The 23,966-nt window shown below is 65.0% G+C and carries 24 protein-coding genes and 1 pseudogene; 11 read left to right on the top strand and 14 right to left on the bottom strand.

What is annotated here, in order from left to right; translation table 11 throughout:
* On the top strand, positions 1–372 hold a 372-nt coding region (locus P0R31_RS38595), incomplete at its 5' end, for a DUF2147 domain-containing protein (RefSeq protein ID WP_275520408.1).
* A 179-nt stretch (positions 373–551) separates the two neighbouring features.
* Positions 552–908 (top strand): hypothetical protein, encoded by a 357-nt coding sequence (locus tag P0R31_RS38590; protein WP_275520406.1) that lies wholly within the window; start codon positions 552–554, stop codon positions 906–908.
* Positions 909–1,045: 137 nt separating this feature from the next.
* Here P0R31_RS38590 and P0R31_RS38585 read toward each other — a convergent pair whose 3' ends face one another.
* Both P0R31_RS38585 and P0R31_RS38580 read right to left on the bottom strand, forming a co-directional pair.
* Positions 1,046–1,450: a (R)-mandelonitrile lyase gene (locus P0R31_RS38585; protein ID WP_275520404.1), complete on the bottom strand. Its 405-nt coding sequence runs from the start codon at positions 1,448–1,450 to the stop codon at positions 1,046–1,048.
* Between the two features lie 22 nt (positions 1,451–1,472).
* Complete coding sequence (locus P0R31_RS38580) at positions 1,473–2,171, bottom strand: ribonuclease activity regulator RraA (protein ID WP_275520402.1); 699 nt, start codon at positions 2,169–2,171, stop codon at positions 1,473–1,475.
* Between the two features lie 254 nt (positions 2,172–2,425).
* Here P0R31_RS38580 and pxpB point away from each other — a divergent pair, with 254 nt between their 5' ends.
* Genes pxpB through P0R31_RS38565 form a run of 3 tightly spaced genes read left to right on the top strand, consistent with a single transcriptional unit; the run spans position 2,426 to position 4,994 of the window.
* Positions 2,426–3,157 carry a 5-oxoprolinase subunit PxpB gene (pxpB, locus tag P0R31_RS38575; protein WP_275520400.1) on the top strand — a complete coding sequence of 244 codons (732 nt, stop codon included), beginning with the start codon at positions 2,426–2,428 and terminating at the stop codon, positions 3,155–3,157.
* Positions 3,154–4,191 (top strand): biotin-dependent carboxyltransferase family protein, encoded by a 1,038-nt coding sequence (locus P0R31_RS38570; RefSeq protein ID WP_275520398.1) that lies wholly within the window; start codon positions 3,154–3,156, stop codon positions 4,189–4,191. Before pxpB ends, P0R31_RS38570 begins: the two co-directional genes overlap by 4 nt.
* A gap of 32 nt (positions 4,192–4,223) precedes the next feature.
* Positions 4,224–4,994: a LamB/YcsF family protein gene (locus P0R31_RS38565; RefSeq protein WP_275520396.1), complete on the top strand. Its 771-nt coding sequence runs from the start codon at positions 4,224–4,226 to the stop codon at positions 4,992–4,994.
* A 109-nt stretch (positions 4,995–5,103) separates the two neighbouring features.
* Here the strand turns inward: P0R31_RS38565 and P0R31_RS38560 are convergent, their stop codons facing one another.
* The 6 genes from P0R31_RS38560 to P0R31_RS38535 form a co-directional block, all read right to left on the bottom strand.
* Complete coding sequence (locus P0R31_RS38560; protein WP_275520394.1) at positions 5,104–5,256, bottom strand: hypothetical protein; 153 nt, start codon at positions 5,254–5,256, stop codon at positions 5,104–5,106.
* Positions 5,257–5,492: 236 nt separating this feature from the next.
* Positions 5,493–7,109, bottom strand: a complete 1,617-nt coding sequence (locus P0R31_RS38555) for a sulfite reductase subunit alpha (RefSeq protein ID WP_275520392.1) — start codon at positions 7,107–7,109, stop codon at positions 5,493–5,495.
* The gene (locus tag P0R31_RS38550; protein WP_275520389.1) at positions 7,106–8,887 is read right to left on the bottom strand and encodes a NirA family protein; all 1,782 of its coding nucleotides are present in this window, start codon (positions 8,885–8,887) and stop codon (positions 7,106–7,108) included. The genes P0R31_RS38555 and P0R31_RS38550 overlap by 4 nt, the downstream gene beginning before the upstream one ends.
* 334 nt (positions 8,888–9,221) lie before the next feature.
* Positions 9,222–10,385: a CmpA/NrtA family ABC transporter substrate-binding protein gene (locus tag P0R31_RS38545; protein WP_275520387.1), complete on the bottom strand. Its 1,164-nt coding sequence runs from the start codon at positions 10,383–10,385 to the stop codon at positions 9,222–9,224.
* On the bottom strand, positions 10,382–10,972 hold the full coding sequence (locus P0R31_RS38540; RefSeq protein ID WP_036012463.1) for an ANTAR domain-containing response regulator: 591 nt from the start codon (positions 10,970–10,972) through the stop codon (positions 10,382–10,384). The genes P0R31_RS38545 and P0R31_RS38540 overlap by 4 nt, the downstream gene beginning before the upstream one ends.
* A gap of 252 nt (positions 10,973–11,224) precedes the next feature.
* Positions 11,225–11,788, bottom strand: coding sequence for a hypothetical protein (locus P0R31_RS38535; protein ID WP_275520385.1), 564 nt, complete (start codon positions 11,786–11,788; stop codon positions 11,225–11,227).
* 280 nt (positions 11,789–12,068) lie between these two features.
* On the opposite strand from P0R31_RS38535, the gene rimO reads away from it, so the two are divergent.
* Positions 12,069–13,388 (top strand): 30S ribosomal protein S12 methylthiotransferase RimO, encoded by a 1,320-nt coding sequence (gene rimO, locus P0R31_RS38530; RefSeq protein WP_275520383.1) that lies wholly within the window; start codon positions 12,069–12,071, stop codon positions 13,386–13,388.
* Between the two features lie 76 nt (positions 13,389–13,464).
* Here the strand turns inward: rimO and P0R31_RS38525 are convergent, their stop codons facing one another.
* A complete protein-coding gene (locus tag P0R31_RS38525) occupies positions 13,465–14,406 on the bottom strand; it encodes a hypothetical protein (protein WP_275520380.1) in 942 nt (313 codons plus the stop codon).
* Between the two features lie 123 nt (positions 14,407–14,529).
* Between P0R31_RS38525 and P0R31_RS38520 the strand changes: the two genes are divergently transcribed.
* The 3 genes and pseudogenes from P0R31_RS38520 to P0R31_RS38510 all read left to right on the top strand — a co-directional run bounded on the left by P0R31_RS38520 (position 14,530) and on the right by P0R31_RS38510 (position 17,885).
* Positions 14,530–15,687 (top strand): tetratricopeptide repeat protein, encoded by a 1,158-nt coding sequence (locus P0R31_RS38520; protein WP_275520377.1) that lies wholly within the window; start codon positions 14,530–14,532, stop codon positions 15,685–15,687.
* A 97-nt stretch (positions 15,688–15,784) separates the two neighbouring features.
* Positions 15,785–16,425, top strand: a pseudogene (locus P0R31_RS38515) (hypothetical protein).
* A gap of 269 nt (positions 16,426–16,694) precedes the next feature.
* Positions 16,695–17,885, top strand: a complete 1,191-nt coding sequence (locus P0R31_RS38510; protein WP_275520374.1) for an acetylornithine transaminase — start codon at positions 16,695–16,697, stop codon at positions 17,883–17,885.
* Between the two features lie 102 nt (positions 17,886–17,987).
* Here P0R31_RS38510 and P0R31_RS38505 read toward each other — a convergent pair whose 3' ends face one another.
* From P0R31_RS38505 to pcsA, 3 genes are all read right to left on the bottom strand, one after another.
* Complete coding sequence (locus P0R31_RS38505; protein WP_275520372.1) at positions 17,988–18,962, bottom strand: quinone oxidoreductase family protein; 975 nt, start codon at positions 18,960–18,962, stop codon at positions 17,988–17,990.
* An 85-nt stretch (positions 18,963–19,047) separates the two neighbouring features.
* A complete protein-coding gene (locus P0R31_RS38500) occupies positions 19,048–19,773 on the bottom strand; it encodes a TerC family protein (RefSeq protein ID WP_275520369.1) in 726 nt (241 codons plus the stop codon).
* Complete coding sequence (gene pcsA / locus P0R31_RS38495; protein WP_275520367.1) at positions 19,770–20,537, bottom strand: phosphatidylcholine synthase; 768 nt, start codon at positions 20,535–20,537, stop codon at positions 19,770–19,772. Before pcsA ends, P0R31_RS38500 begins: the two co-directional genes overlap by 4 nt.
* A gap of 87 nt (positions 20,538–20,624) precedes the next feature.
* On the opposite strand from pcsA, the gene P0R31_RS38490 reads away from it, so the two are divergent.
* Complete coding sequence (locus P0R31_RS38490; protein WP_275520365.1) at positions 20,625–21,809, top strand: UbiH/UbiF family hydroxylase; 1,185 nt, start codon at positions 20,625–20,627, stop codon at positions 21,807–21,809.
* A gap of 23 nt (positions 21,810–21,832) precedes the next feature.
* Here the strand turns inward: P0R31_RS38490 and P0R31_RS38485 are convergent, their stop codons facing one another.
* Entirely contained in the window at positions 21,833–22,786 is a 954-nt protein-coding gene (locus tag P0R31_RS38485) for an AEC family transporter (protein WP_157288139.1), read from the bottom strand.
* Between the two features lie 106 nt (positions 22,787–22,892).
* On the opposite strand from P0R31_RS38485, the gene hspQ reads away from it, so the two are divergent.
* Complete coding sequence (gene hspQ / locus P0R31_RS38480; protein ID WP_008564941.1) at positions 22,893–23,225, top strand: heat shock protein HspQ; 333 nt, start codon at positions 22,893–22,895, stop codon at positions 23,223–23,225.
* A gap of 74 nt (positions 23,226–23,299) precedes the next feature.
* Here the strand turns inward: hspQ and P0R31_RS38475 are convergent.
* The coding region (locus tag P0R31_RS38475; protein WP_275520363.1) for an invasion associated locus B family protein at positions 23,300–23,966 on the bottom strand (667 nt) is incomplete at its 5' end.

The following is a 23,966-nucleotide window of genomic DNA, read 5'->3' as shown; positions in this document are numbered from 1 at the left end:
CCGCCTGCCCCCGCTCCCGTGAAGGCCGCCGCAGCACCGCCTGCTGCTGCGGCTGCGCCCACCCGCGATCTCAATTCGCCGGTTGGCGTCTGGCTCACCGAGGAAAAGGAAGGCAAGGTCCGCATCGAGCAATGCGGCACCAACCTCTGCGGCTATTCGGTCGACAGCAAGTCGAACCAGAACGGCGAGCAGGTGCTGATCAACATGAAGGCGGGCAAGGACCAGAAATGGTCGGGCCGCATCCTCGACCCCAACTCGGGCTCGACCTACGATTCAACGATCGCCATGAAGGGCACCGACCGGCTGCGCGTGCAGGGCTGCGCCTTCGGCGGCATGTTCTGCGGCGGCCAGACCTGGACGCGGGTGAACTGAGATCCGCCTGATCGTTCTTACGCAGACAAGGGGCCCGCGATGCCGGTCCCTTTGCTTTTGCGCGCTGCCGTGCCGGCGTGCGCAGGCTCACACTGCCTCCTGCGCACGTGACAGCCCTCACATCGCCGGTTCCGCGCACGTGTCACGGTCCCCCGCATGGTCAACCACAGGGGCGTGTCATGAACATGTTTCGCAAGGCTCTATTCGCCACCGCCGTCGTCATCGCTGTCCCGCTGGCGCAGGCCGACGCTGCGACAAGCACGTTCGATGGCGCGTGGAACGTCCGCATTGCTTCATCAAGCCAAGCCTGCGGCAACGGCGCGACTGTCTCTATCGGCATCAATAATGGTCAGATCGCCTCGAGCAGCGCCGCAGTGACGGCGTCGGGTCGCGTCGCCGATGCCGGCAACATCAAGGTCACCCTGAGCACCGGCATCAAGCGTGCCGTCGGCTTCGGCCGGCTCAGCGGCACCTCCGGCTCCGGCACCTGGCGCGGCGCCATGTGCGCGGGCACTTGGACGGCGGAGCGGATATGAGATTCAGTGTCCCGGCTCTGCGCGGCAACCGCCAGCGTTGCCGCGCAGAGCCGGGACTGCTTGAGTGGCCACAGGCTCTGGGCCCCGGATCGGCGACGCATCGCCTCAAGGCGATGCGTCTTGTCCGGGGCACGCGACTATTTCACCGCCGCGCCGTACTCCGCGTCGGTGACCGGCTCAAGCCAGGTCGAGTAGACGCCGTCGAGTGCTTCCTGCATGGCGATGTGGCACATGCCGTTGGTCGGCGATGCGCCGTGCCAGTGCACTTCGCCCGGCGGAATCCAGACGGTGTCGCCCGGACGGATTTCCTGGACTGGGCCGCCCTTGGTCTGGACGCGGCCGACGCCCGAGATCACGTAGAGCGTCTGGCCGAGCGGATGGTGGTGCCAGTTGGTGCGCGCGCCCGGCTCGAATGCGACGCGCGAGACGTTCAGCCGTGCAGGCTCAGGGGCCATGTTGATGGGGTCCTGCCACACGGTACCGGTGAAGTGTTCCTTCGGCGCGCGGCGGGTCGGCCGCGTGCCGGCGAGCGTGATGTCCATGAGGGTCCTCGTTCCTTGTCTGTTACTTCTTGCTGGCGGCGTAGCGCGCCTTGGTTTCGGCGTTCATGGGATAGAGGCCCGGCAGCACCGCGCCGTTGTTCACCTCGTTGACGATCCAGGCTTCCATCCGCTCCTGCTCGACGCCCTCATTGAGGACGTGATCGAGCATCGCCTGCGGGATCAGCACGCAGCCGTCCTGGTCGGCGACCACGATATCGTTCGGGAAGACGGCAACGCCGCCGCAGCCGATCGGCTCGCCCCAGCCGACGAAAGTGAGGCCCGCAACCGACGGCGGCGCGGCATAGCCGTCGCACCAAACCGGCAAATTGGTGCCGAGCACGCCCTCGACGTCACGTACTACGCCGTCGGTGACAAGCGCGGTGACGCCGCGCTTGACCATGCGCGCACAGAGAATGTCGCCGAAGATGCCGGCATCGGTGATGCCCATGGCATCGACCACCGCGATGCAGCCCTCTGGCATCGCCTCGATCGCCGTGCGGGTCGAGATCGGCGACGACCAGGATTCCGGCGTCGCCAGATCCTCGCGCGCCGGCACGAAGCGCAGCGTGAAGGCCGGTCCCACCAACCGCGGCAGCCCGGGGCGCAGCGGACGCGCGCCGCGCATCCACACATTGCGCAGGCCCTTCTTCAGCAGGACCGTGGTGATGGTGGCGGTGGTGATGCCGGCGAGGGTCTTGTGGGCTTCGGGGGACAGCGACATGGACGAGAACGAGCTCCGAGGTGCGGGAAAGAACGCGCATCTTGCGAGCCGCAAGCTTTGCGTCAAGGGCCAACAGGCTAGCAATTACGCAGGGCCGCAGCGCCGTTATGCGATGCGATAACAAGGCTTTATCGCTTCCCCTTGCATTAATTTATTGGACTTGCGGGCACATTTACGCGAAGCAGGGACAAGCGGAACTCAAGGTCGAGCCCGCGTTCCCGAGAAGCCCGATTACGACAGCGCTCTGACAGCTCATGGCCGCGACGCTTCCCCCGCCCCGCCTTCTGCCCAGCGGCGACAGTGCCGTCACGGTCGAGTTCAGCCGCACTATCGACGACGATGCCAACCAGCGCGTGCTGGCGCTCGACAAGGCGCTGCTAGGTGCGCCCATCGACGGCATCACCGAGACCGTGCCGACCTATCGCTCGCTGCTGGTCCATTACGATCCCGGCAAGATCGGCTTTGAGGCGCTGGGCGAAAAGATCCTCCCCATCGCCACCCGGCCGCTGCCGCCGGTCACCAAAGCGCGCCGCTGGCGCGTTCCCGTCGCCTATGGCGGCGAGCACGGCATCGACCTCGAGGACGTCGCCAAGACGTTGGGCACGACGCCCGATGACATCGTCATCAGGCATTCGGGCGGCGATTACAAGGTTGCCATGATCGGCTTCACGCCGGGCTGGTCCTATCTCAGCGGCCTCGACAAATTCCTGCACATGTCGCGGCGGCAATCGCCGCGACTGTTGACGCCGGCCGGCACGATCTCGATCGGCGGCATCCAGGCCGGCATCCAATGCCTGGCCGCCCCGAGCGGCTGGCATTTGCTCGGCCGCACCCCGGTGCGAACCTATCAGCTCCACCGCAATCCGACCTTCCTCACCGAGCCCGGTGACCGCGTCACGTTCTACGCCATCGACGACAAGACATTCGAGGACATGGACCGCGCCGCGGAGGCCGGCGAGATCGTCGCCGAGCAGGTGGACGCATGAGCCGCCTCGTCGTCGCCAGCATTGGCCCTGCCAGCTCGGTCCAGGACGGCGGCCGCCACGGCGCGCAGCGCTACGGGCTGACGGTCAGCGGAGCAATGGACCGGCTGTCGCTTGCGGCGGCGAACACGCTGGTCGGCAACGGGCCGTTCGCGGCCGCCATCGAGATCGGCCCGTTCGGTGCCTCCTTCACCGCCCGCGAAGGCGCCGTGCGCGTGGCGATATCGGGCGCGCCGCGCAATGCGGACATCGCCGGCAGCGCGGTCGCGATGGACACCTCGGTGACGCTGAAGGACGGCGAGACGCTGACGCTCGGCTTTGCCCGCGGCGGCGCCTTCACTTATCTCGCGATCGAAGGCGCCATCAAGGGCGAGACGGTGTTCGGCAGTCTTGCCGTGAACGCCCGCGCCGGCCTCGGCAGCCCCTACCCGCGCCCACTCCAGGCCGGCGACGAATTCACTGTGGATGCCGCGAGCGGTGCCGAGGAGCTGCGCATCGAGCTGCCGAAGCCGGCGAGCGGCCCGATCCGCGTGCTGCTGGGTCCGCAGGACGACGAGTTCGACGACGCCAACAAGGCGCTGTTCCTGGAGAGCGAGTGGAAGATCTCCGCGACCTCCGACCGCATGGGCTACCGCCTCGAGGGCCCCGCGATCAAGCATCTGCACGGCCACAACATCGTCTCCGACGGCACGGTCAACGGCAGCATCCAGGTGCCCGGCAACGGCGCGCCGATCGCGCTGATGATGGATCGCGGCACCTCCGGCGGCTATCCGAAGATCGCAACCGTGGTCACGGCCGACATCGGCCGCCTCGCCCAGACCTCGGCAGGAACCGCGTTCCGCTTCAAGGCGGTCAGCATGGCGGAAGCGCAGGACGAGGCGCGCAAGTTCGCGCAAGCGATCCGCAGCCTGCCCGATCGCCTGCGCTCCTCCGACATCGTCGCCCTCAACATCGAGGCGCTCAGCGATGCTAACGTGGCGGGCTATGCGGTCAGCGCGGTCGATTCCGGGACCTGGCAGGTCACGGCGGAGCCGTAAGCGACAACAAGACCAGAGGCGGAGAGCAACCCATGAAGACAGTCGATCTGAATTGCGACCTCGGCGAAGGTTTTGGCGCGTGGGAGATGGGCAACGACGCCGCCATGATCGAGCTCGCAAGCTCGGTCAACGTCGCCTGCGGCTTCCATGCCGGCGACCCCGATATCATGCGCCGGACGGTGGAGCTTGCGAAGGCGCGCGGCGTCTCGGTCGGCGCGCATCCCGGCTATCGCGACCTGCACGGCTTCGGCCGCCATCCGATCGCAGGGCTCAAGGCCTCCGAGATCGAGAACCTCGTCGCCTACCAGATCGGCGCGTTGCAGGCGATCGCGACTGCGGCCGGCCACAAGGTCACGCATGTGAAGGCGCACGGCGCGCTCTCCAACGTCGCCTGCGAGGACGACATGACGGCGAAGGCGATCGCCGCCGGCATCAAGGCGGTGGATCCCAGCCTGATCTTCGTCGTGCTCGCCAATTCGAAACTGGTGAAGGCCGGCGAAGAGGCCAACCTGCCGATGGTGCACGAGGTGTTCGCCGACCGCGCCTATGAGGACAACGGCAACCTCGTCTCGCGCAAGAAGCCCGGCGCGGTGCTGCACGACGCCAAGGCGATCGCCGAGCGCGTGGTGCGCATGGTGCAGGACGGCGCGGTGGTGTCCGTCACAGGCAAGGTCATCAAGATGCGCACGGATACGGTCTGCATCCACGGCGATACGCCGGGCGCCGTCGAGATCGCGCGGACATTGCGTCAGGCGTTGAAGGCTGCAGGGATCGAGGTGGCGCCGTTCAAGCGCGGGGTGTGAGCAGGGTTCGGTGTCGTAGGGTGGATTAGCGAAGCGTAATCCACCTCTTCTGCTGCATCCATACAAGTGGTGGGTTACGCCTTCGGCTAACCCACCCTACGCAGACACATCAAAACGGATGCACCGACAGCGTCCCGAACACGATCGCCGCGATCACCGCAAACGCGCTGTACATCGCAACGTGGTGCAGGCTCGCCCCGGTCCGGCGCGAGAGCGAGCGCGCGTAGAAGTGCAGCCTGGCTTCCGCCGATAGTTCGCGCATGGTCGATCTCCAACGCCCCATTGCGGGAGTATGAAGGATCAACCCGGGCGGGAGGCAAGACGGTGGCGGAAATAGCGATGAGGGTCCTCTGGAGGGCCCACATCGCAGGAGCAAATTCTCTTCACCGCCGGGTTCCGAGAATCTTGTTCGTTAAAATCCGAGCCAGCTGGAACCGGCACGGATGACGGTGGGATGACGGCTACGCCAAAGGGCGAGTCATCCAAGGTCCCGCCGGCTTAGTAAACGTCAGCCTGGAAGCGGCCGGTCTTCTTGAGCTCGGCGACGAAGCTGACGGCCTCATCGGTCGAACGTGCCCCGAACTGGGCGACGATGTCGACCAGCGCGCGCTCGACGTCCTTGGCCATGCGCTTGGCATCGCCGCAGATGTAGAGATGCGCGCCCTCGGCGAGCCAGGTCCACAATTCGCGGCCAACCTCGCGCATGCGGTCCTGCACGTAAAACTTCTTCTCGCCGTCGCGCGACCAGGCCAGCGACAGGCGCGTCAGAAGCCCTGAGGTCTTCATGGCGTTGAGCTCGTCCTGATAGAAGAAGTCGCAATCGCTGCGCTGATGGCCGAAGAACAGCCAGTTCTTGCCGGGCGCGCCGGTCGCCTTGCGGTCGAACAGGAAGGCGCGGAACGGCGCGATGCCGGTGCCGGGACCGATCATGATGATCGGCGTCTTCGGGTCCTGCGGCAGGCCGAAATTGTGCGCCTTCTGCACATAGACCTTGAGCTTCTCGCCTTCGTTGATCCGCTCGCCCAGGAAGGTCGAGGCGACGCCGAGTCGCCTGCGCTTGCCGATGACGTAGCGCACCGAGTCCACCGTCAGTGACAGCTTTCCCGGCGTCGCATTGTGCGAGGACGAGATCGAGTAGAGCCGCGGCTGCAGCGGCTCCAGCGCCTCGACGAAGGCCTCGGGGTGCGGCCGCGTGCCGGAAAACTTCTGCAGTGCCGCCATCACGTCGAGCGTCGCGGCATCGCCATCGGGATCCTCTCCCTGCGCCAGCGCCCGCGCCTTCTCGCGCTGCGCGCCGCCGGTGATGAAGGAGATCAGCTCGAACAGCGTGTCGGGCGCCGGCGACAGCGAGACGTCGTCGATCAGCACCTCGCGCAGCGTCTTGCCGTTGACTTTGGTCGTGTGGGAGGCGCCGAGCAGCGCGATGATCTGGTCGACGAGGCCGACGTCGTTGCGCGGGAAGACGCCAAAACTGTCACCAACGACATAGTCGAGCTTGCCCTCGGAGAGATCGAACTCGATGTGATAGGTCTCCTTCTCCGACTTGCCCTTGTTGAGAAGACGGCGCGACAGGAAGGTCGCCTGGATCGGATTGTCGCGCGAGCGGCCGGGCTCTGCGATCGTCACGGTCACGGCCGGCGCCGGAGCGCCGGCCGTGTCGGCGGACTTGTCCGTGATCTTGGCCGCGGGCGCCTTGTCGAGCTCCTCGTACAGCGACTTCAGCATCCGCGCGGTTTCCTTGCCGCCAGGGACGCACAGATTGAGCCGCGCTTCGCTACGGCTCGCGATCGCTTCCGAATAATCGTGGCAATTGTAGCCGCACTGGCCGCAATCCTGCTGTGCCATCGCCGCCATCATCTTGCGGCGCAGGGGACGGCCTTCGGCAAGCTTCATCCGCTCGGCGATCGGCATGGTCTGGTCGTGCCACGGCGCTTCGCCGTCGTCGCCGTCACCGGCCTGCATGACGGCGGCGCCCTGCTCTGCCGACAGCGGCGTTGCGACGTCGGGCGACAAAAGCCCGGCAAAGAAGCCGTTCAGCCAGGAGCGTTGCGCGTCGGAGAATGGCGCGCTGGCGGGGATGATGTCGAGTTTCGGCGGAGGCGTGATCTGGTTCATGCGGACACCTGTGCATCGGCAAGCTTGCGCAGCGTTTCGCCGTCATGGCGGCGCGCGAAGGAGAGGAAGGTTTCATCGGGCGAAGCGCGGTGGGCGAGGTAGGCCTTGAGCAGCGCCTCGACCGTCTTCGGTGCGTCCTCGGCCTTGAGGTCGTGATAGACCTCCTGCCCGACATCGGCGTCGGGGCCGAATCCGCCGCCGGTGAAGAGGTGATAGCCCTCGACGGTGTCCTCCTCGTTGATCGGCACGCGCGCGCCGATCAGTCCGATGTCGCTGATGTAATGCTGCGCGCAGGAATGATGGCATCCGGTCAGGTGGATGTTCACCGGCTTGTCCATGGCGACGCGCGGCTCACACCAGTCGCCGATCTCGGCGGCATTGCGCTTCGTATTGGACGCCGCGAAACGGCAGCCGGCATTGCCGGTGCAGGCGATCAGGCCGGCGCGGATATGCGAGGCCTCGACCGCGAGCCCGATCTGCTTGATCGCGGCAATGGCGAGCTCGACATTCGCGTCGCGCACGCCCGAGATCAACAGGTTCTGCCAGACCGTGAGCCGGATCTCGCCGTCACCGAGATCCTGCGCAACCTTGGCGAGGCCCCGCATCTGATCGGAGGTGAGCTTGCCGAGCGTCAGCGATACGCCGATCCAGTTGAGGCCGTCCTGCTTCTGCTTGTGCACGCCGATATGCGCCATGCGGTCCGCCGCGGGGCGGGGCAGAAACGCCTCTTCCGGCACGCGCGTGAACGGCGTCTTCAAGCGCTCCTCGACCAGCTTGAGGAAGCCGTCGTGGCCCATCGCGTCGAGCACGTATTTCAGCCGTGCCTTGTTGCGGTTGGTGCGGTCGCCATGCTCGATGAACACGCGCACGATGGCGTCGGCGACGGCGGTCGCCTGCTCCGGCTTGACGATGATGCCGGAATATTTCGCAAAGTCTTTGTGACCGGTGATGCCGCCGAGGCCGAGCCGGAACCAGACACCGGGCTCGACGCCGAAACCGTCCTTTACCTCATAGGCCGTGAAGGCGATGTCGTTGGTTTCTTCCAGCACCGCGATCCGGCCGGCGCCGTCGAAGGCGACGTTGAACTTGCGCGGCAGGCCGTAGAGCGAGCGGTCGTTGAGGATGTGGTAGTGCCACTCGCGCGCGTAAGGCCGCGTGTCGATGATTTCCTGCGGATCGATGCCGGCGGTCGGCGTCCCCGTCACGTTGCGGATGTTGTCGGCGCCGGAGCCGCGCGAGCACAGGCCGAGATCCTGGATGCCCTCGATCATTCTGATCGCATGCTTCGGCGGGATCTCACGCAGCTGGAGATTGGCGCGCGTCGTCACGTGGCTGTAGGGGCCGCAGAGCTCGTCGGCGAGATCGGCCAAGCCCGACAGCTGCCAATGCTTCATGATGCCGTTCGGGATGCGCAGGCGGCACATGTAGGAGTCCTGCGTCGGCGCGACATAGAAAATGCCGTAATAGCGCCAGCGGAAATTGTCCGCCGGGCTCGGCGGGGTGTTGTCGAGCGCCTGTTGGCGCAGCCGCGGATAGGCGTCGAAGGGGTGCTCGTCGCGCTTGAACTTCTCCTGATCGGCGAGCTTCTTGCCCGACGCGATCACCTTGTCCTGCGCCTTGATGTGCACGGCATCGGGACCCACAGGCTCGGCATTCGCCTTGCCGCTGCCGCCACCAAGGCCGCGGCCGACGCGGCTGATCTGCAGGCCGGTCGTGAAGCCTTCGAGATAGCGTTTCTGCTCGTCGGTAAAGTCGACTGAGAGCGTATCGATTTTCATGGTCGGTAACGAAGCTCCTGCGGCCACCTGGTGGCATCGACGGAAAATTGCGCGACCCGCGGGGAACTCAGCTGGCTCTGACGCCTGCTTCGCAACCCCACGGTCCGATCAGCTTCGTTGCTGTGGGACTTGGCTCAGCAGGCACCTATGACAAGCTGGCCGCAGCGCAACATTCAAGTTGCGTGCCAGCTTGGTCGAAATAAAAACCAATGAAGTTTCAGATAATTAGGATGTGACCCGGAAACCGCCGGCCTGGGAACTCTCCCGAAATACGAGCAGCCAGCTCAAACATTAGCCAAGGATCTTGGTTGCTCAAAAGCGAAGCAACCGCGAATCAGGCTTTCCAGCGCCCGACCCCGAAGGCCTCGAGATGCCCGCGGATATCGGCGGGGTCGAAGGCCGGACCGGCAAACGCGCCGAACGCTGCGGGAGCCTCAAGCGGCGCCCTGTTGCCGAGCGCCGCGTCGTAGAGATCGGGCCTGAACACCGCCATCGCCGTCTTGACCCCGTCAGGGGTGAGCGCCGTCTGGCCCCAGCGCACCATCTGCGCATAGAGCCAGGCGGCCTGGACCGGATCGGGGCGCCCTGCCCCCTCGCGTCCGACCAGCAGGTAGCGGCCGCTTTCGCGGAAGGTGCCATCGGGCGAGATCTTCAGGCGCCCCGTCAGGGTGCGTTGGATGACCTCGGCGTCGACACCGATCCGTTCGGGTTGGGCCAGGATCTGCGCCGCCTCGGTTCGGTTCTCGGGATGTTCGATGAACTCGGCGGCCTTCACGGCTGCCCGCACCAGGGCTGCGACCACGTCCGGATTCTTGTCGGCCCAGGTCTGGCGGATCGCCAGCACCTTCTCCGCCGCACGGACCAGAATGTCGGCGACGAAATGCAGGATATGGCCGATGCCGAGATCGACCGCGACCGAGTTCCAGGGCGCACCGACGCAGAACGCGTCGACATGGCCGTTCTTGAGACTGTCGACCATATAGGGCGGCGGCAGCACCACGAGGCGCACGTCCTCGTCGGGATCGACGCCCGCCGCGGCCATCCAGAACCGCAATTGATAATTGTGGGTGGAGAACGGGAAGGTCATGCCGAAGGTGAGCGGCTCGGCCCCTGCCTTGCGGCGCTTGGCAACCACCTTCGCCAGCGCTTTCGCCGTCGCCATCGGGTCGAAGCGATCGCCGTCGATCTCCTCCATCAGCGCGGCATGGAGCGCCGGCGACACCGTGATGGCATTGCCATTGATGCCGAGGTTGAAGGGTGCGGCGATCGGCACCTTGACGTGACCGAGCCCGAGCGAGGACGCGATCGCCACGGGCGCGAGCAGATGCGCCGCGTCGAACAGGCCGATATTGAGCTTGTCGCGGACGTTGGACCAGGAGACCTCGCGCACCAGCTCGACCTCGAGCCCCTCGGCGGCGGCAAAGCCCTTGTCGACCGCGACGATCAGCGCGGCGGCATCGACCAGCGGAATGAACCCGATGCGGAGGGGAACGGTCATTTCAGCATCTCCGACGCGGTGATGATCGACTGTGCGATCTCGCCGATTTTCTTCTTCTCGCGCATCGCGGTGGAGCGCAGCAGCACATAGGCCTCGTCCTCGGTCAGGCCCTTCACCTTCATCAGAATGCCCTTGGCGCGCTCGATGATCTTGCGGTCCTCGAGCTGCGACTTGGTGCGCTCCAATTCCTCCTGGAGCTTGGCGAAGGCGTTGAAACGGGACACGCAAAGGTCGAGGATCGGCTTGATGCGCTCCTTCTTCAGCCCGTCGACGATATAGGCCGACACCCCCGCCTCGACCGAGGCCTGGATCGAGGCTGAATCGCTCTGGTCGACGAACATGGCGACCGGCCGCTTCACCGCGCGGCTGACCTGGAACATCGCCTCGAGCACGTCGCGGCTGGGGTTTTCGAGATCGATCACGATGATGTCGGGGTCCGCCGCATAAATACGGGCCAGCAGGCTCTGCATCTCGCTGATATGGACGACCTGGGTGAACCCGGCCTCGCGCAATCCCTCCTCCAGGATCGCGGCCCGGATCGGGCTTTCGTCGACGATCACGATTTTGGGCGACTGTTCGGCGCTCATGGCTCACTCACGGCAGCTGATTCATCCATAGCACGCCGGATCGCCCTGCAAAGGGTTGTAATTATGCGCAATTGGAACTAGCTCTGGCCGGTCAATCAGGCAGATCAGATATGGATCAGACGGCTGCGCCCAAGGTCAGCTTCGGGTCGCTCGGGTGTCCCTGACACAACGAATGTAAACTTTCCGTGCCACCCACCCGCAAGAAAACGCTCGCGCAGGTCAGCCTTCAGCTGCGAAGCAGAACTCACGCTCTCACGGAATCTTCGCGCCAACGATCATCTTGTCGAGAAGTGGTACCGCAGCCAGCACCGCCGCCTCAGTGCGGCCGGAGACCGCTAGCCGCACGACGTAGGAATTGCCGTCCTTGTCGAGATCAGCATAATGCGCGATCACTTCAACCGGCTGGTCCTTCAGGGATGGATTGTCGTAGCGGTTGATGATGACCTTGGGGTTGACCGAGGGAAGCGTGGTGATCTTGGCATTCTTGCCGGATGTCGTCGTCCAATCCTCATCACTCGTTGCGATCCATTGAACCAGTTCGGTCCGGTCCTCGTTGTAGCGGCCTTCGGCATAGATGATTGCTTCTGCTTTACCGAATGTCTTCCCTTTGGGAACGAACATCGATGCGCCGTATTTGAGACTCGCGGCGTCGTCCCTCGCCCACCCATCGGGTGCCTTCACGCGAGGCCTGAATTCCGGACACAATCGTTCCTGCCGATCGCAGACATGGATGATCTTGTCGACTTCAGCGCGCGCCGGAAACATGGCGCCATAGGAAACGGTAACGAAAACCAAGCCGAAGATGAAGCGGCGCATCGTGGTTAAGCTCCGTGAAATCAAGCAAGAAACCGAATAACAACCAAACGGGCGTGTTCGAGCAATTCACCTCGGATCCTCCACTCGCTCGATCCGAATGAGCTTCCAGACCAGGAACCCTCAGTCAGTCCATACCGTCCCTGGTGACCGGCCGATCACGCCAACTACGCGCGAGGACTGCTTTAGCCGCGCGCCGCATACGTTAGTTATTGAGTTTCGCCATCGGTTCAATTACTTGGATCGCAAATCCAGACAATTCAGATAGGCTCCAGGCGATTACATGGACAGAGCGCCGCGCATTTCATTCACGTCACTCGGCTGCCCCAAGGCCTTGGTGGATTCCGAGCGCATCATCACGCGCCTGCGCGCGGAGGGCTATGAGCTCGCCCGCAAGCATGACGGGGCGGACATCGTCATCGTCAACACCTGCGGCTTCCTCGACAGCGCCAAGCAGGAATCGCTGTCGGCGATCGGCGAGGCCATGGCCGAGAACGGCAAGGTGATCGTGACCGGTTGCATGGGCGCGGAACCGGAAGCGATCGAGCAGGCCTATCCGGGCGTGCTGTCCATCACCGGCCCGCAGCAATATGAAAGCGTGCTGGACGCCGTGCACCGCGCGCTGCCGCCGGCGCACAATCCGCATCTCGACCTGGTGCCGCCGCAGGGCATCAAGCTGACCCCGCGCCACTACGCCTATCTGAAGATTTCCGAGGGCTGCAACAACCGCTGCACCTTCTGCATCATTCCAAAGCTGCGCGGCGACCTCGTCTCGCGCCCCGCCGATGACGTGCTGCGCGAGGCCGAGCGCCTCGTCGGCGCCGGCGTCAAAGAGCTCCTGGTGATCTCACAGGACACCTCAGCTTACGGCGTCGATCTCAAATATGCCGAGAGCCCGTGGAAGGACCGCCAGGTCCGCGCCAAATTCCTCGACCTCGCGCGCGAGCTCGGCGAGTTGGGCGCCTGGGTCCGGCTGCAATATGTCTACCCGTACCCCCATGTCGACGAGGTCATCGCGCTGATGACGCAAGGCAAGGTGCTGCCCTATCTCGACATCCCGTTCCAGCATGCGAGCCCCGAGGTGCTGAAGGCGATGAAGCGTCCGGCGGCGCAGGATAAGACGCTGGCGCGGATCAAGCGCTGGCGCGAGGAATGCCCCGATCTCGCCTTGCGCTCGACCTTCATCGTCGGCTTCCCCGGCGAGACCGATGCCGACTTTGCCTATCTGCTCGACTGGCTCGAGGAGGCCGAGATCGATCGCCTCGGCTGCTTCAAATACGAGCCGGTCGCCGGCGCCACCTCGAACGCGATCGAGAACCCCGTGCCGGAAGAGGTCAAGCAGGAGCGCTACAACGCGCTGATGGCCCGCCAGCAGAAGATCTCGGCGCGCCGGCTGAAGCGCAAGGTCGGCACGCGGCAGCAGGTCATCATCGACGAGGTCGGCCCGACCGTTGCGAAAGGCCGCTCCAAGGCCGATGCGCCGGAGATCGACGGCGCGGTGTATCTGACGAGCCGCCGCCCGCTCCGAGTCGGCGAGATCGTCACCGCCAAGATCGAGCGCGCCGACGCATACGATCTGCACGGCAGCGTCGCGGGGTTCTGACCGCGTTCCGTCATTGCGAGCCAGCGGGCCGCGCGCCGCGCGGACCCGTTGGCTCGCAATGACAGTGTGGAGACAATCACGCCAGCCATTTCGGCACCCAGCGCTCCGGCCTTGGTGCGCGGTCGAGATCGGCTTTCGCCTCGGAGAGCAATGCCGGTTCGCCGTCGATGGTCGGGCGCGCATCGTATTCGAAGCTCGGCATGACGCGGCCGTCGGCGTAGAGTCCGAACCTCATCCCATACCATAACCCGAGCTCGGGCTGAGCCTTCCACATCTGTTCGCGCAGCTCGCGCAGCAGGGATTCGATTGAAGCCGCTTCCTCGAACGGCTGGGGCCCGCGCGTCAGCACGCGCGCCTGGTACTGTTTTCCGACGATCGCGACTTCAAAACGCGTCTTGTCCCAGGCATTCTTGCCCTTCGGCAGATGGGCGGCCAGCCGCCAGCCGAGTTCGGCCATCATGCGATGGTTGGCCCAATAGTCCTCGCGGTCCCTGCTCCATTTTTCCATGAAGCCGCGGAAATCGGGCAGCTCCGGGGGCCCGTCGTCACACGTCGCCTTGTCGCCAGCGGGCTGTCCAGCGAGCCATTGCGCAAGTTCGAGGGTCTGAGGTTCGACATCGTCATGCGGCTTCAGATCGCTCCAGGCCCTGTCGAATTGCTGCGACGTCAGCCTCGTCAGCAGCGCATCGAGGCTCGGCGCCAGCAATTCGTAGTCACCCTCGGATCCCAGCCCGACGATCGGTGGATTGTCACGATCAAGACCCGCGCCATACCAGCCGCCAACGACCGAGCCGTCAGGCAGGCGCATGAACAGCGAGAACCGGTCGCGCAAGGAACTGCCGTCGACGATCGGCGCGGAGTCCGAGAATTGGCCCTGCAGCGAGAAGCAGCCGACGCTGCCCCAAGGACGCCCCTTCAGCCAGGCCGCAAAGTCGACCAGCAACGGCGGCGCCTCGACGCCAGGCGGAAACGCGCCGCGAATGCTGTCGAGGTCGATCGGATAGGGCGTATCGGACAAGGCTTTGAGCTATCTGGTTGGTCCCGCCTTCTTGGTCTGGGCGGTGATGCATTCGGTTCGAACCAAGTCGCGTCCTTCGATCACAAACGCGCTAGAGGCGCAATGGTTTCGACGCGGGAAACAATGAAACACGATGAAACGTCAGGGATTCTTCTCAAGCTGTCCGCAATCGGCCTGACGATGGTCCTGCTCGCGCTGCCGGCTCCCGCCAACGCGCGACCACCATCCGCCGCGCAGGCCCGCCAGTGGTGCTTCGCAAGCGACGGCGGAGGCAGCGACGACCGGCGCTTCGCCGGCTGCTCGGTCTTGCTCAAGGCCAATCCCGACGATGTGCACGCGCTCGCCAATCGCGGCGAAATGTTTCGGCGACGTGGCGAGCCCGAGCGCGCCGTGGCGGATTTCAGCCGTGCCATCGACCTCGGTGCCAGGGATCCCGACCTCCTGTACAATCGCGGCATCGCCTATGACGATCTCGGCGACGCCGATCGCGCCATTGCCGACTACACGCGCGCCATTCGGCTGAACCCCCGCGACCCGCTCTATTTCAACAACCGCGGCAATTCCTACATTCACAAGAAGGCGCACCAGCTCGCGATGGCCGACTACGATCAGGCCATCAAGCTCGATCCGAAATTCGCGCTCGCCTATTTCAATCGCGGCACAGCCTACAGCAACCGCGGCGACGATGCGCGCGCACTTGCGGACTTCGACCTGTCGATCAAGTTCGACCCGAACTACGGTCCGGCCTACGGCAACCGCGCCCGCATTTATCGCGACCGCGGCGACCGCCCCCGAGCGCTGGCCGATTTCGCCAGATCGGTCGATCTCAGTCCGAACAACGACCGCGACTACTATGCGCGCGGCAACATGTATTTCGATACGCGCGAATATGCGCTGGCGCTCGACGATTACGACCGCTCCATCAGGGCGAATTCGAACAGCGCGGACGTGTTCAATTCGCGCTGTTTCACCCGCGCGATCGTCGGCCGCCTGCAGGAGGCGCTGGCCGATTGCGAGCAGTCGCTGAAGTTGGCCCCCAACGATGCCTACACGCTCGACAGCCGCGCCCTCACCCATCTCAAGCTCGGCAACCTCGAAGCGGCGATCGCCGATTACGATGCCGCGCTGAGCATCAAGCCGGGGCTCGACGGCTCGCTCTACGGCCGCGGACTGGCGAAGCGCAAGAAGGGTGACAGCGAAGGCGCCGAGCGCGACATCGCGGCCGCAAAGGCGATCAACGCCGGCATCGCCGATGTGTTCTCGCACTATGGCGTGGAGTAAGCGTCACGTTAGGAATGTGACACTATAATGCATTCACGCAGCGGTCACGGACTCGGCCTAACTCTGCCCGCGTTTTCAACGCGAGCGAGGAATGAGGATGAGTCGCCTCTCGGACATGCTGCGCGCGCAGCGCTTCGACGATTACCGCTTCTACCACCAAAGCACCGTCAACCAGACGCTGCACCTGATCAGCGCCGTCATCTTCCTCGGCTGCTATGCGCTGCTGTTCAAGGACCCCGCCATCGCCGGCATCGTCGGCTGGCTCGCGATGCTGACGCGGCAGACCGGGCATTTCTTCTTCGAGCCGAACGGCTATGACGCCGTCAACGGCGTCAGCAACGAACACAAGGAAGCGATCAAGGTCGGCTACAACCAGGCCCGCAAGATCGTGCTGCTGCTGGTCTGGGGCAGTGCGCCGCTCGCCCTGTTCGCCTTTCCGACGCTGTTCGGATTGTTCGATGCGCCGGCGTCCCGCCTCGATTTCGTCCGGCATGTCGGCGCGCTCTGGCTCGCGATCGGCATCGGCGGCGGACTTGCGCGCATGCTGCAGCTGTTCGTCACCCGCGGCGTCACGACGGGCCTGGTCTGGGTGTTCAAGGTGCTGACCGACCCCTTCCACAACATCGCGCTGTACTGGATTCGCCGCTCAAGCTGCTGCACGGCGAGCTGATCGACACCGCGATCGCGGACGCGGATTGGGGCGACGACGAGGCCGAGGAAGCCGCTCACCCGACCTGACCGGTGCACGCTCGGCGTGCATCTTGAAGATGCCTGCTTGACAAGTCCTGCCATTCGGCTGTACGGACGCGCCCCATGATCACCGCCCGGACCAACCAGCGCACCGAAATGCTCCGCCGTCGCTCCCGCGACGACGAGAGGGTGCGCCATGTCCGAGGACGCCGCTGAACCACTGAATTCAGCCAGTTTTCGAGAAAGGCCGCACCCGCAAGGTGCGGCCTTTCTGCTTTTTGCGCCCTTTTTCCACCCCGCCTCCAGAGGAGTACGACATGACCACGCATCCGTATGACGCGCTGATGGACATCACCGCACGGCCGAAGACCGTGTTCGTCCGCGGCGCCGGCTCCTACCTCTGGGATGACAGCCGCAAGCGCTATCTCGACTTCGTGCAGGGCTGGGCCGTGAACTGCCTCGGGCATTCCCCGCCCGCGATCGCCGACGCGCTCGCAGCTCAGGCCAGGCGGCTGCTGACGCCGAGCCCGGCCTTCTACAACGAGCCGAGCCTGAAGCTGGCGCAGACGCTGGTCGAGAACAGTGCGTTCGATCAGGTGTTCTTCGCCAATTCGGGCGCGGAAGCCAACGAGGGCGCGATCAAGCTCGCGCGCAAATATGGCAGCCTGCACAAAGGCGGCGCGTTCGAGATCATCAGCTTCGAAGGCGGCTTCCACGGCCGGACGCTGGCGACGATGTCGGCTTCGGGCAAGAAGGCGTTCGAGCCGCTGTTCGAGCCGAAGGTCGCGGGCTTCAAGAAGGCCAAGCTGAACGACATTGCCTCGGTGGAAAAGCTGATCAACGCCAACACCGTCGCCGTGATGCTCGAGCCGATACAGGGTGAATCCGGCGTGTGGCCTGCGACCGATCAGTTCCTGCAGCAGCTGCGCGCGCTGACCGAAGCGCATGGCCTCTTGCTCATTTTCGACGAGATCCAGACCGGCATGGGCCGGACCGGAAAGCTCTTCCACTACGAGCATACAGGCATCGCGCCCGACATCATGACGCTCGGCAAGGGCATCGGCGGCGGCGTGCCGCTCGCCGCCCTGCTCGCTTCCGAGCGCGCGTCATGCTTCGAGCACGGCGACCAGGGCGGCACGTTTAACGGCAATCCGATCATGTGCGCGGCGGGCCTTGCCGTGCTGGAGGAGGTCGCGAAGCCCGACTTCCTGAAGGCGGTCACCGAGACCGGCCTCCTGCTCGAAAGCGAGCTGCAGAAGGTCTCGGCCCGGCATGGCCTCGCCGGCGTGCGCGGACGCGGCCTGTTGCTCGCGCTCGATCTCAAGCTGCCGATCGCGCCCGGCATCGTCGCGCAGGCGTTCGAAGCCGGCGTCCTGCTGAACGCCCCGCAGCTCGACAGCTTGCGCTTCATGCCGGCGCTGAACGTCACGAGGAGCGAGATCGCCGAGATGATCGAATGTCTCGATGCGATCTTGACCAAGGCCGGCGCGGCACGGAGGGTGGCGTAGGACGGACCCGTACGTTCGTCATTCCGGGGCGATGCGCAGCATCGAACCCGGAATCTCGCGATTCCGGGTCCGGCTCTTCGAGCCGCCCCGGAATGACATCACCTAAGGCTTCAAGATCGAAGCGCCCGTGGTCTTGCGGCTTTCGAGATCGATATGCGCCCTGGCGGCGTCCTTGAGCGCGTAGGCGTGGTTGATCGGCACGTGCAGCTTGCCGTTGATGACGGCCGCGAACAGGGTGTCGGCACCTTCGAGCAGCTCCTTGCGCGTGCCGACATAATCGTTGAGCTTCGGCCGCGTCGCGAACAGCGAGCCATGATTGTTGAGCTCGGCGATCGCGAACGGCGGCACCGGGCCCGAAGCATTGCCGAACGAGACGAACATGCCGCGTGGCTTCAGGCAGGAGAGCGAGCCCGGGAACGTCGCCTTGCCGACGCCGTCATAGACGACGTCGCAGCCCTCGTTGCGGCTGATCTGCTTCACGCGCGCGACGAAATCCTCCTCGTTGTAGAGGATGACGTGATCGCAGCCATTGGCCTCCGCAAGCTCGGCCTTCTCACGCGAGCCGACGGTGCCGATGACATGCGCGCCGAGCGCCCTCGCCCACTGGCAGGCGAGCAGGCCGATGCCGCCGGCGGCGGCGTGGACCAGCACGCGATGATGCGGCTCGACCTTGAAGGTCTTGTGCAGCAGATACCAGACCGTCAGCCCCTTCAACATCAGCACGGCGCCCTGCTCGTAGGTGATGTGATCGGGCAGCTTGACCAGCTTCTCCCAGGGGATGTTGCGCTCGCCGGTATAGGCGCCGAGATTGTGGTAGTAGGCGACGCGGTCGCCGGGATGGAAATTCGTGACGCCTGGCCCGACCGCTGTGACCTCGCCCGAGGCCTCGTTGCCGGCGATGAAGGGTAGCCCCGGCGCCTTGTAGAGGCCGGTGCGGTAATAGACGTCGATGAAGTTGAGGCCGACCGCGTGCTGGCGGATGCGCACCTCGCCGGGCCCGGGCGCCGGCACGTCGACGCTCTCATAGACCAGGGCTTCGGGGCCTCCGACCTTGTGCACACGGATGGCTTTCGTCATCACCTGACCTCCTCTTCTTGCGGCTGAGCGAAAGCTATCGCGCCCGCCTTGTCAACTCGACGCCGACTGGAACGACCCAACGCGACTATTCGGCGGCTTTCCGGCGGTTGCGCCTGGCCAGCACGTTGAAGAACTCCACCGCCGCCGAGAACGCTATCGCGAAATAGATGTAGCCGCGGGGAATGTGGAAGTGGAATCCGTCCGCGACCAGCGCGACGCCGATCAGCACCAGGAAGGCCAGTGCCAGCATCTTGGTGGTCGGATGCTCCGCGACGAATCGCGCCACCGGACCCGCCGAAACGTACATGACCGCGCAGGCGATCACGACCGCCGCGATCATGATCTTGATGTCCTCGGCCATGCCGATCGCGGTGATGATCGAGTCCAGCGAGAACACGATGTCGATGATCACGATCTGGACGATCACCCAGAAGAAGGCGCTGCCCGTGGAGTCCTTATCGCTCGCCTCGTGATCGGACTCGACTTCGCCGTGAATCTCATGCGTCGCCTTGGCGATCAGGAAGAGACCGCCGCCGATCAGGATGAGGTCGCGCCAGGAGAAAGCCTGGCCCGCAACCGAGAGCACCGGAGCGGTCAGGCCGATCAGCCAGACCAGCAGACTGAGCAGGATGAGGCGGAAGACCAGAGCCAGCGCAAGCCCGATCTGGCGGGCGCGGTGCGCCTGCTTCTCGGGAAGGCGCGAGACGAGCACCGAGATGAAGATGACGTTGTCGATGCCGAGCACGATCTCGAGCGCCGTCAAGGTGAGCAGCGCGGCCCACGCTTCCGGGCTGGCAAGAAGCGCCATCATGCGAACGATTTCCCCAGCCGGATCAACGCGTCGCTGAAGCTGATCCAGAGCGCGATGGCGCAGAGCACGACGGTCACACCGGTGCCGACACGAAAATCCATCTGCAGCGTGTAGAAGGCGAGCACCGCCCAGATCGCGATCAGCGACATCGTCAGCCAGCGCAGCCGCACGACGCGGACCGGATGCAGCACATGGAACGGCACGAACGTCAACACGACCAGCGCGGCGACCAGCAGCGTCGCCCATAGCGGCGGCCAATGCAGCAGGAACAGATAGAACGCGGCCGCGTTCCACAGTGCCGGGAAGCCGCGGAAATGATTGTCGTCGGCCTTCATGCGCTGGTCGGCGAAGTACAATGCGCTGGTGACGATGATGGCGATGCCGAGCAAGGGAGCCGCCACCGGCAGCAGCATGCCGCTCGCGACGATCGCATAGGCCGGCACGAAGACATAGGTACAGAAGTCGACCACGAGATCGAGCACGTCGCCCGACCAGTTCGGCTGCACGTTCTTGACGTCGAGCCGGCGCGCGATCGGCCCGTCGATCGCATCGATGATCAGGGCGAGCCCCAGCCATTGGAACATCGCCGCCCAGTGCTCGCGCACGGCCTCCAGCATCGCCAGGAGCGCGAGCGCCGCGCCGAATGCGGTGAAGATGTGCACCGAGAAGGCCGCGGCGCGGATCACCGGTCTCGGCTTCAGGGAATCCTGCTGAGTTTCCATGGCTTCTGCTATCAGAATGCGACCGCTTTGCACATCCGCCATTGCGGCGCACGATCGCAAAATTCGCCATAAAATCAGGGAAATATAGGTGGGCTTGAATTTGCCGCCCGGCGTGTCAAATGTCGTTCCATGATAGACGCATCGACACTCCATGACGCGGCCGTGATCGGCGGCGGACCTGCCGGCCTTGCCGCGGCGATCGCCCTGGCGCAGGCGGGTGCCCGGACCGCACTGGTGGCGCGCCGCGTTCCCTATGCCGATAATCGCACCACCGCATTGCTCGGCGCCTCCATCGATCTATTGGAAGGTCTCGACGTCTGGTCGCGCTGCAGGGACAAGGCGGCTGCGCTGGAAGTCATGCGCCTCGTCGACGACACCGGCCGGCTGTTCCGTGCGCCGGAGGTGCGCTTCTCCTGTCACGAAATCGGTCTCGACGCGTTCGGCTACAACATCGACAATCGCTCGCTGATGCTGGCGCTGGAATCGCGCGCGGCCGAGCTGCCCAATCTCGTCCGCTTCGACGACGAGGCCGAAAGCGTCGTCATCGAAGCCGAAGACGTCGCGCTGCGCACGGCGTCCGGACAGTTTCTCTCGGCCCGCCTGGTGGTCGGCGCCGACGGCCGGCACTCGCTGTGCCGCGAGGCTGCTGGCATCGCCGTGACGCGGCGCGAGCTGAACCAGACCGCGCTGACGTTCAACGTCAGCCATGCCCGGCCGCATCGCAACGTCTCGACCGAGTTCCACACGCCGCACGGGCCTTGCGTGTTCGTGCCCCTGCCCGGCGACCGCTCCAGCATCGTCTGGGTCGCAGCGCCTGCGGAGGCTGAACGGCTGCGCGGCTTGAGCGACGAGGAGCTGTCGGCGGCGATCGAGAAGCAGTCGCATTCGATCCTGGGACGGATGAATGTGGAGCCCGGGCGCAACCTGTTCCCGCTCGCGATCGAGCGTCCGAAATGCTTCGGCCGCGACCGTATCGCGCTGGTCGGCGAAGCCGCCCATGTGGTGCCGCCGATCGGCGCCCAGGGCCTCAATCTCGGCCTGCGTGATGCCGCCGACATTGCCCGGCTCGCGGGCGAGGCCATCGCCGCGGGACAAGATACGGGCGCGGACGATGTGCTCAAGCGTTATGACCGCGCCCGCCGGCCGGACATCTTGAGCCGCACCTTTGCGATCGACATCGCCAACCGCTCCTTGCTCAACGACTTCCTGCCGCTCCAGCCCGTCCGCGCCGTCGGCATGCACCTCCTCGGCGCCATCGGCCCGCTCCGGCGCTTTGCGATGCGCGAAGGCCTGACGCCGACCTGGCGCAGGTAGGATTGGCGGCGGCCAAGCCCCGCTTAAGGAAACGCCAACCTTCCCGTCTGGATCGCCCACATCACGCTGGTCAGCGTGACCACCGAGGCGAAGGTGCCGAGCAGCACCGCGACGGAGGCGGACTCGATCCAGGCATCGTTCTGCCGGGCGATGACGAACACGTTGAGCGCCGGCGGCAGCGCGGCCATCAGCACGGCGGTGGCGGCCCAGGGCTGCGCAAACGGGCCGAACGCCAACATCAGGGCGAACGCCGCGAGCGGATGGATCAGCAGCTTGACCGCGATCACGCCCGGCACCTCCCACGGCACCCGATCGAACGGGCGGAGCGCCACGGTCACGCCGAGCACGAACAGCGCGGTCGGCGCGGCCGCGTTCTGCAGGAAGGTGATGGTGCGGTCGAGCGCGACCGGCAGTTCGATATGCAGCGCCGCCACCGCCGCGCCGAAGCAAGCCGACATGATCAGCGGATTGAGCACGATCTGCTTCAGCACGACGCCGAAAGCGTGGACGAGCGAGGGATGGTCGCGGTCGGAAAGCTCGATCAAGAGCGGCACGATCGTGAACAGGAAGATGCTGTCGCAGCAGAAGATCAGCGCAGTCGGCGCGGCCGCCTTCGGCCCCAGTACCGCGAGTGCGAGGCCCGGGCCCATATAGCCGATATTGCCGTAGCCGCCGGAGAGGCCCGCGAGCGTCGCTTCGCGCAGCGTCAGCCGTCCGAGCAGCTTGCCGACCACCAGCGCCAGCGTGAATGCCGCGACCGTTGAGAGCGTCGTCGCCACCAGGAACGGCGGGTTGTTCAATTCCGAAAACGGCGTCTTCGACATGATCGCAAACAGCAGCGCCGGCAGCGACACGTAGAGCAGGAAGAAGTTCATCCAGGCGAGCCCCGATTCCGGGATGGACTTGACCTTCCCGCAAGCGAAACCGACGAAGATCAAGCCGAAATAAGGCAGCGCCAGATTGAGGATATCGACCATTGCTGAAGTTTTTTCTGAAGGCTTGGGGGTTATCCACCCCGGAGGCGAAGGTTAATTCCCAATAAGGCCACTAGCATCGGCCACAATCCTGGTCTATCGACGGGGGATGATTAAAGCGCGGACCGCCAAATTCCAGATCGGACAGGTCGTTCGCCACCGGATCTTCTCGTTCCGGGGGGTGATTTTCGACATCGATCCGGAATTCAACAACACCGAGGAATGGTGGTTGTCGATTCCCGAGGAAGTGCGGCCCCACAAGGACCAGCCCTTCTATCACCTGCTCGCGGAGAACGCGGAATCCGAATACGTTGCCTATGTCTCGGAGCAGAACCTGTTGCCGGACGATTCCGGCGAGCCGGTCCGGCATTCTCAGGTCGCCGAGATCTTCATCAAGGACAAGGCCGGCGGCTACCGCCCGCGCAATCCCTCGCTGAACTGATCGCCGCCGATCGTCGGCCAGCAAAAAAGGCGCTCGAACCGAGCGCCTTTTTCACGTCAGGGATTTGCTCCCGATTACTTCTGACCGGTCGGAGACGCGCCGGGAGGCGTGCCCTGCTGCTCGAGCTTCTTGCGCTGCTCCTCGGCCTTCTTCTGCAGCTCTTCCTGCAGCTTCTTCTGGGTTTCCTCGAACACCTTCGGATCGGTCGGCGGACCGTCATAGGCCTTCTGGAATTCGCCGGCGAGCGGCAGCGGCAGGGTCAGCGGCGCGCCGTTGGCGTTGATCGCCTGGACAACGAGGTTCTGGCCCTTCTTCATGTTGTTGATGAGCTCGGGCGTCGCCTCGTAGTCGGACATGCAGCCGTTCTGGAAGCAGATCACATAGGGCTGCTGCAGCGGCGCGTTGCTGTCGACGATGATGCGGGTGCCGTGCACGAGCTGCATGCCGAGCGGCAGCGTCACGCGCAGGATCTTCTTGGGCTCACCTTCCGGCTCGATGATCACGGCCGCGATGACCGGCTGGCCCGACTCGATACGGCCGTCCTTGCCGGTGAAGCAGACCTGCTTGGCGTTGGCATCCTGGCCCTTGAGGCAGAACTTGGTCCAGGGCGCATAGATCAGCTGGATCTGCTGATCGGCGGGCTGAGCTGCGCCCTGCTGCGGGGCGCCTTGCTGCGGGGGAGCCTGCGGGGAGGCTGCGGGCGCCGGAGCCTTGGGAGCTGCCTTGGGAGCAGCCGCCTTC

The sequence above is a fragment of the Bradyrhizobium yuanmingense genome, assembly GCF_029167105.1.
Classification (GTDB): Bacteria; Pseudomonadota; Alphaproteobacteria; order Rhizobiales; family Xanthobacteraceae; genus Bradyrhizobium; species Bradyrhizobium yuanmingense_A.
The sequence above is the reverse complement of the archived record's forward strand: the minus strand, read 5'-3'. Positions and strand labels throughout refer to the sequence as shown.